The sequence below is a fragment of the Lysobacter zhanggongensis genome (assembly GCF_046638635.1).
Taxonomy (GTDB): Bacteria; Pseudomonadota; Gammaproteobacteria; order Xanthomonadales; family Xanthomonadaceae; genus Novilysobacter; species Novilysobacter luteus.
Genome location: NZ_JBJXHK010000100.1, coordinates 1 through 6,497 on the forward strand (window position 1 = coordinate 1; position 6,497 = coordinate 6,497).

Sequence of the window (6,497 nt, forward strand, 5' to 3'; positions counted from 1 at the left end):
CCTTGGCCGCTGCCGCCGCGCGACGCTGGGCCTCGGCCCGCGCCGCCGCCGCGCGCAGCTTCTCCAGCAGTTGCTCCAGCCCCTTGGCATCGCGACCCAGCGCCTTCTCGCGGCTGCGGCGGTCTTCGAAGCTCCGGTCCAGCCGGGCCACGACCTCGCGACGGGCCTTGCGGTCCTTTTCCAGTTGCGCGAGCTGTTGCTGCTGGCGCACGCGGGCGGCCTCCAGCTCGGCACGGCGGGTGTCGATGCGTGCCTGCACGGCATCCAGCTCGGCCAGTGCGCCGGTCAGCTCCGCGATGCGCGCGGCGCGGTCGCGCTGCACGTAGCGGTGGTAGGCGAGCAGTCTGTTGGCATCGGCGACCCGGTCCTGGGCGAGCAGCAGCTTCAACGGTGCCGCGTCGCCCTGCGCATAGGCCGCGCGCAGCAATCGCGCGAGTTCCTCGCGTCGCCCGCCGAGGGTGTCTTCGAGTTCGCTGCGTTGCTGTTGGAGTTTCGCCAGTTCCGCCTCGCTGGCGGCCAGTTCGGCCTCCACCGCGGCGAGTGCGCGGCCGGTGCGGGCGACCTGTTCGTCGGCCCTGCGCAGCTCGCGAGTAGCGGCGCCACGTTGCGACTCGATCTCACGCCGCTCGCTGGCGACCGACTTGAGCTCCTTGCGGACCGACTCGAGCTTGCGCTCGGCCTCGCGGCTGCTCTGCGCCGAGGCACTCCCGGCGGCAACCGCGGCGAGCGCGATCGACAGGAGCAGCCGGGCGACGCCGTGCCGCATCAGCCTGCGGGCCTGTCCAGCAGCAGCGACTGGCCGGTCATCTCGGCAGGCACCGGCACGCCCAGCAGGTCGAGCAGCGTCGGCGCGACGTCGCGCAGGGCGCCGCCACTGCGCAGCGTCGCCGGCCGCGGCCCGAGGTAGGCCAGCGGCACCGGCCCGACGGTGTGCGAGGTATGCGGTTGTCCGGTCTGCGCGTCGCGCATCATCTCGACATTGCCGTGGTCGGCCGTGACCAGCAGCGCGCCGCCGGTGTCGCGCACCGCGGCAACCACCGCGCCGATCGCGACGTCCACCNGCGCATCATCTCGACATTGCCGTGGTCGGCCGTGACCAGCAGCGCGCCGCCGGTGTCGCGCACCGCGGCAACCACCGCGCCGATCGCGACGTCCACCGCCTCGACCGCCTTGATCGCTGCCTCCAGGCTGCCGCTGTGGCCCACCATGTCGGGGTTGGCGATGTTGCAGATCGCCACGTCGATCGCGCCGGAGCGGATCGCCGCCGTGAGCTTCTCGGTGACCTCCGGGCAGCTCATCTCCGGTTGCAGGTCGTAGGTGGCGACCTGCGGGCTCGGCACCAGGATGCGTGTCTCGCCGGGATACTCGTCCTCGCGCCCGCCGCTGAAGAAGAAGGTGACGTGCGCGTACTTCTCGGTTTCGGCGATGCGCAGCTGGCGCAGGCCGTGGTCGGCGAGCACCTCGCCCAGCGTGTTGCGCAGGTCCTCGGGCCCGAACGCGACCGGCGCCGGCAGGCTGGCGTCGTACTCGGTCAGGCAAGTGAAACGCACCAGTGCCGGCCGGCGCGCCGGGAAGCCGTCGAACCCGGGCGCCACGAACGCCGCCGCCAGCTGGCGTGCACGGTCGGCGCGGAAGTTCATGAACACGGCCGCGTCGCCATCGCGCATCGGCACCGGCGTGCCGACCACCGTCGGCAGCACGAACTCGTCGTTCTCGCCACGCGCATAGGCGGAATCCAGCGCGTGGGCAGCGTCGTTGGCGCGGTGCGCGGCCTGGCCTTCGACGATGGCATCCCAGGCTTGGCGCAGCCGGTCCCAGCGCCGGTCCCGGTCCATCGCGAAGTAGCGGCCGCTGACGCTGGCGACGCGCGCGTTGCCGGCCGCGGCGCAGGCGGCGTGGAGCTTGGCCAGGCTGGGCGCAGCCGAACGCGGAGGCATGTCGCGGCCATCGAGGAAGGCATGCACGGCGACGTCGGCCACCTTCTCGCGACGCGCCATCTCGATCATCGCCAGGATGTGGTCCTCGTGGCTGTGCACGCCGCCGGGCGACAGCAGGCCCAGCAGGTGCAGCGTGCCGCCGGTGTCGCTCACCGCGGCGCAGGCGGTGCGCAGCTCTTCGTTGGCGAAAAAGCTGCCGTCCTCGATCGCCGCGTCGATCCGGGTCAGGTCCTGGTAGACGATCCGGCCGGCACCCAGGTTCATGTGGCCGACTTCGGAGTTGCCCATCTGGCCGTCCGGCAGGCCGACGTGGCGGCCCTCGGTGTGGATCAGGGTGTGGGGGACCGAGCCGACCAGGGCATCCCAGTGCGGCAGGTGGGCCTGCGCGAGCGCGTTGTCGGCCGGGTCCTCGCGGTGCCCCCAGCCATCCAGGATCAGGAGTACGACGGGGCGGATGGCGGGCGCGGCGGGCTCGGGCACGTCGTTGGTTCCAGTGACTTCGGGCAGGTGCGGATTGTAGCGAAGCGGGATATCAAGGACCCCTGCGTTAAACCGCCGCCGGCCGCGGTGCATCCCAACCGGCATGACCCGCCACCAATGGACCCCCGACATGAGCCTACGCCCCACCGCCTCCGCGCTTCTTCCACTCGCCCTCGCCGCCGTGTTCGCGGTGTCGTCCCCGGCGTTTGGCCAGGACCACAGCAAGATCAATGGCAGCATCCACGTGGAGGACGGGCAGAAGGCCGGCGATCTCGACACCGTCAACGGCAGCATCAGGGTGGGCGAGAACGCCACCGCTGGTGACGCGGAGACCGTCAACGGCAGCATCAAGGTCTACGACGGGGCGGGCGTAGGCGGCCTGGCGACGGTCAACGGGAGCATCAAGGTCGGCAGCCAGGTGACGATCGGCGACGACGTCGAAACCGTCAACGGCAGCATCTTCATCGACCGCGGCGGCAACGTGGGCGGCGACATCGAGACCGTCAACGGGGCCATCGGCCTGGTCGACACCGACGTGGCCGGCGGCATCGCGACCGTCAACGGCGACCTCACGGTCGGCATCGGTTCGCACGTGCGCGGCGGCATCCACTACGAGAAGCCGGGCACGCAGTTGATCTCGTTCAAGCGGCGCGACCCGCGCGTGGTCATCGGTCCGGATGCCCGGGTCGACGGGCCGCTGGTGTTCGAGCACTCGGTCTCCCTGTATGTCCACGAGACCGCCTCGATCGGACCGGTGACCGGTGCGACCGCGGTCCGCTACAGCGGCGCACGCGCGCCCGCCGGCGACTGACGAGGTCGGTTTTGCGGTGCCTGCCGGCTCGCCGGCGGGCACCGGCGCCCACGGGACAACGCTGCTAGCATCGGGCGTTCCGCAACCCCGGAGGCGCCATGTCCCGCATCCCGCTCCTGCCCGCCACCTCGCTGGTGGCCGCCGCACTTGTACTGGCTGCCTGCGACCGGCCGGCCGAACCGACGGCGGAGACCGCCGACACCACCGCGACCCCGACCCGACCGGCCGCTGAGTTCGAGCCGTCGATCAACGCCGGCGACTTTGCCGCCCACGTCGAACGGCTCGCCTCCGACGAGTTCGCCGGGCGCGCGCCGGGCAGCGTCGGCGAGGAGAAGACCGTCGCCTACCTGGTCCAGCAGTTCCAGCGCCTCGGCCTGCAACCCGGCAATGGCGACAGCTTCCTGCAGACGGTGCCGATGGTGGAAACCACCGCCGACCCGGCCGGCACCCGGATGACACTCGCCATCGACGGCCAGCCGCGCGAGCTCGATTTCGGCGACGAGATGGTGATCGGCACCCGCACCGGCCAGGCGCAGATCGACCTCGATGACAGCCCGCTGGTGTTCGTCGGTTACGGCGTCAACGCGCCCGAGCTGGGCTGGAACGATTACGAAGGCGTCGACGTCAAGGGCAAGACGGTCGTGATGCTGATCAACGACCCGGGCTTCCATACGCAGGATGCCGGGCTGTTCGAAGGCAAGCGGATGACCTACTACGGCCGCTGGACCTACAAGTACGAGGAGGCCGCCCGCCAGGGCGCCGCCGCCGCGCTGATCATCCACGACACCGAGGGCGCGTCCTACGGATGGGACGTGGTCAAGAATTCCTGGACCGGACCGCAGTTCGACCTGCCGGCCAAGGACGACCCCGAACCGCGCCTGCCGGCGCAGGGCTGGATCACCGGCGAGGTGGCACGCGAGTTGATGGCGGGCAGTGGCCAGGACCTCGACGCGCTGTACAAGGCAGCCAACCGCAAGGGCTTCGAGGCCGTCGAGCTGGACGCGACGATGTCGCTTGAGCTCGCCAGCACCAGTTCGGAGAAGTCCTCCCAGAACGTAATCGCCAAGCTGCCCGGCACCACCCGCCCGGACGAGGCCGTCATCTACATGGGTCATTGGGACCACCTGGGGGACCACGGCCACGAGGGCGAGGCCGGCGCGGATGCCGACAGCATCTACAACGGCGCGATCGACAACGCGACCGGGATCGCCGGCATCCTCGAGATTGCCGAGGCGTTCGTCGCGCAGGAACCGGCGCCCGAGCGCTCGGTGCTGTTCCTGGCGGTCACGCTGGAGGAATCAGGCCTGCTGGGCTCCAAGTACTACGTCGCCCACCCGAGCGTTCCGCTCGACCAGACGGTCGCCGCAATCAACCTCGATGCGATGCCGGTGATCGGCAAGACCCGCGACATCACCGTCGTCGGCCTGGGCAACTCCGAGCTGGAGGACGTGCTCGGCGAGCTCGCAGGCGAACAGGACCGCGAACTTCGCGCCGAGGCCACGCCGGAAAGCGGGTTCTACTTCCGCTCCGATCACTTCAATTTCGCCAAAGCCGGCGTCCCCGCGCTGTATGCCAAGGGCGGCGACGAACTGGTCGAAGGCGGCAGCGACGCCGGCAAGCAGGCCCATCTGGATTACCGCGACAACCGTTACCACAAGCCCGCGGACGAGTTCGACGCAGGCTGGGACATGGACGGCGTGGTGCAGGACCTGGAGGCGCTGTACGGCGTCGGCCGCGTCCTCGCCGGTGGCGGCGCCTGGCCCAACTGGTACGAGGGCAACGCCTTCCGCGCGGCGCGCGAGGAGATGATGGATGGCAAGGAGCCGGCCAGCGGCGGCTGAGCGATCGACTTCTGGACCACCCGACGGCGCCTGCGGGCGCCGTCGGCGTTTTCGGCTAGGCTGTCGCCACTCAGCACCGGATCCCCTGCAATGACGATAGCGACTGCCTACTGGTGCGTGGTGATTGCCGCGCTGCTCCCGTACGTGTGGACCGTCATCGCCAAGAGCGGCGGCGCACGGTTCGACAACCGTGACCCGCGCGGCTGGATCTCCCGCCAGGACAATCCCCGCACCGTCCGCGCCAACGCCGCGCAGCTCAACGCGTTCGAGGCGTTCGCTCCGTTTGCCGCCGGCGTCGTGCTGGCCCAGCTGGCAGGCGTTGCGGAATCGACGATCGCGTTGCTGGCGGTCATCTTCGTCATCGCGCGGGTGCTGCATGGCGTGGCCTATCTCGCCAACCGCGCAACGCTTCGCAGCCTGATCTGGGCGGTCGGCATCGGCTGCGTGGTCGCGCTGCTGGTGATGGCGGCACTTGCGATCCGATAGCCCGGACGACGCGACGGCGGTGCCCGATTGCGAATCCGTTGACGCGCTCGCAGCGCAAGTGCGGCGTGACGGGTTCGCCTTTGCCGAAGGCGCGGCGGTCGACGCGATACTCGGGGCGGTCGGCGGGCTGGACGACTGGGACGTTTTCGCTGAAAGCTGGGATCACCTCGATCCGGACCAGTACCTGGCGGCCACCGGCCGCTACCGCCGGCGGCGCCATGCGGTGTTCGACCTCGGGGCGGCGCTGGATTCTTCCGCGGCGCCCCATCGACTCCCGGACCAGCCGCACTTCCAGACGCTCGCGCACAATCCGCTGCAGGGCGGGTTGGCCCGCTGGTTCACGCCGATGACGGACACCGCAGTTGGCACGCGCGCCTTCCAGGCCCTGCTGACTTTCGGGCGGCAAGTGTTCGCACGACTGGACAGCGCCGCGGCGGCGGGGCACTGGCGCGTCGAGGCCCACCAGTTCCGCATCGAGGCCAAACCGGATCACGCGGGCGAGCCGACTCCGGAAGGCATGCACCGCGACGGCGTGGACTATGTGCTCGTCGTGCTGGTCGACCGCCGAAACATTGAACGTGGGACCACCTCGATCCACGCGCCGGACGGCGCCGAGCTTGGCAGCTTCACCCTCACCCGGCCGCGCGACATTGCGCTGGTGGATGACAACCGGGTGTTCCATGGCGTCACGGCCGTCACGCCGCGTGACCCGTCCAGGCTCGCGCATCGTGACGTGCTGGTCCTGACGTACTGCCGCGGGACCTGAGGTCCGCAAACGCTCGCAGGAGTCGCCGGGTTGTCCTCGGCCACTACCCCAGCGTCCCGAACTTCGAGAAGAAGAAGGCCGGTCCCTTTTGGGGACCGGCCTTCGGTGTAAATGCTCAGCGATGACCTACTCTCGCATGGCAAGGCCACACTACCATCGGCGCATGTGCGTTTCAC

Annotated in this window: 7 protein-coding genes; 4 read left to right on the plus strand and 3 right to left on the minus strand. The window is 70.1% G+C overall.

Annotation, left to right across the window (positions count from 1 at the left end):
• The 3 genes from ACKVMH_RS12025 to gpmI form a co-directional block, all read right to left on the minus strand.
• Positions 1–766, minus strand: a 766-nt coding sequence (locus ACKVMH_RS12025; protein ID WP_412700470.1) for a murein hydrolase activator EnvC family protein, incomplete at its 3' end; no start/stop codon positions are given.
• Positions 766–1,059 carry a hypothetical protein gene (locus ACKVMH_RS12030; RefSeq protein WP_412700471.1) on the minus strand — a complete coding sequence of 98 codons (294 nt, stop codon included), beginning with the start codon at positions 1,057–1,059 and terminating at the stop codon, positions 766–768. The genes ACKVMH_RS12025 and ACKVMH_RS12030, both read right to left, overlap by 1 nt.
• On the minus strand, positions 969–2,657 hold the full coding sequence (gene gpmI, locus ACKVMH_RS12035; protein WP_459167114.1) for a 2,3-bisphosphoglycerate-independent phosphoglycerate mutase: 1,689 nt from the start codon (positions 2,655–2,657) through the stop codon (positions 969–971). The genes ACKVMH_RS12030 and gpmI overlap by 91 nt, the downstream gene beginning before the upstream one ends.
• Here gpmI and ACKVMH_RS12040 point away from each other — a divergent pair.
• From ACKVMH_RS12040 to ACKVMH_RS12055, 4 genes are all read left to right on the plus strand, one after another.
• Entirely contained in the window at positions 2,548–3,228 is a 681-nt protein-coding gene (locus ACKVMH_RS12040) for a DUF4097 family beta strand repeat-containing protein (protein ID WP_412700473.1), read from the plus strand. The two genes, gpmI and ACKVMH_RS12040, sit on opposite strands and share 110 nt — an antisense overlap.
• A 98-nt stretch (positions 3,229–3,326) precedes the next feature.
• Complete coding sequence (locus ACKVMH_RS12045) at positions 3,327–5,069, plus strand: M28 family metallopeptidase (protein ID WP_412700474.1); 1,743 nt, start codon at positions 3,327–3,329, stop codon at positions 5,067–5,069.
• A 90-nt stretch (positions 5,070–5,159) separates the two neighbouring features.
• Positions 5,160–5,555 carry an MAPEG family protein gene (locus ACKVMH_RS12050; protein WP_215218946.1) on the plus strand — a complete coding sequence of 132 codons (396 nt, stop codon included), beginning with the start codon at positions 5,160–5,162 and terminating at the stop codon, positions 5,553–5,555.
• Entirely contained in the window at positions 5,542–6,321 is a 780-nt protein-coding gene (locus ACKVMH_RS12055; RefSeq protein ID WP_412700475.1) for a 2OG-Fe dioxygenase family protein, read from the plus strand. The genes ACKVMH_RS12050 and ACKVMH_RS12055 overlap by 14 nt, the downstream gene beginning before the upstream one ends.
• Positions 6,322–6,497: the final 176 nt, after the last annotated feature.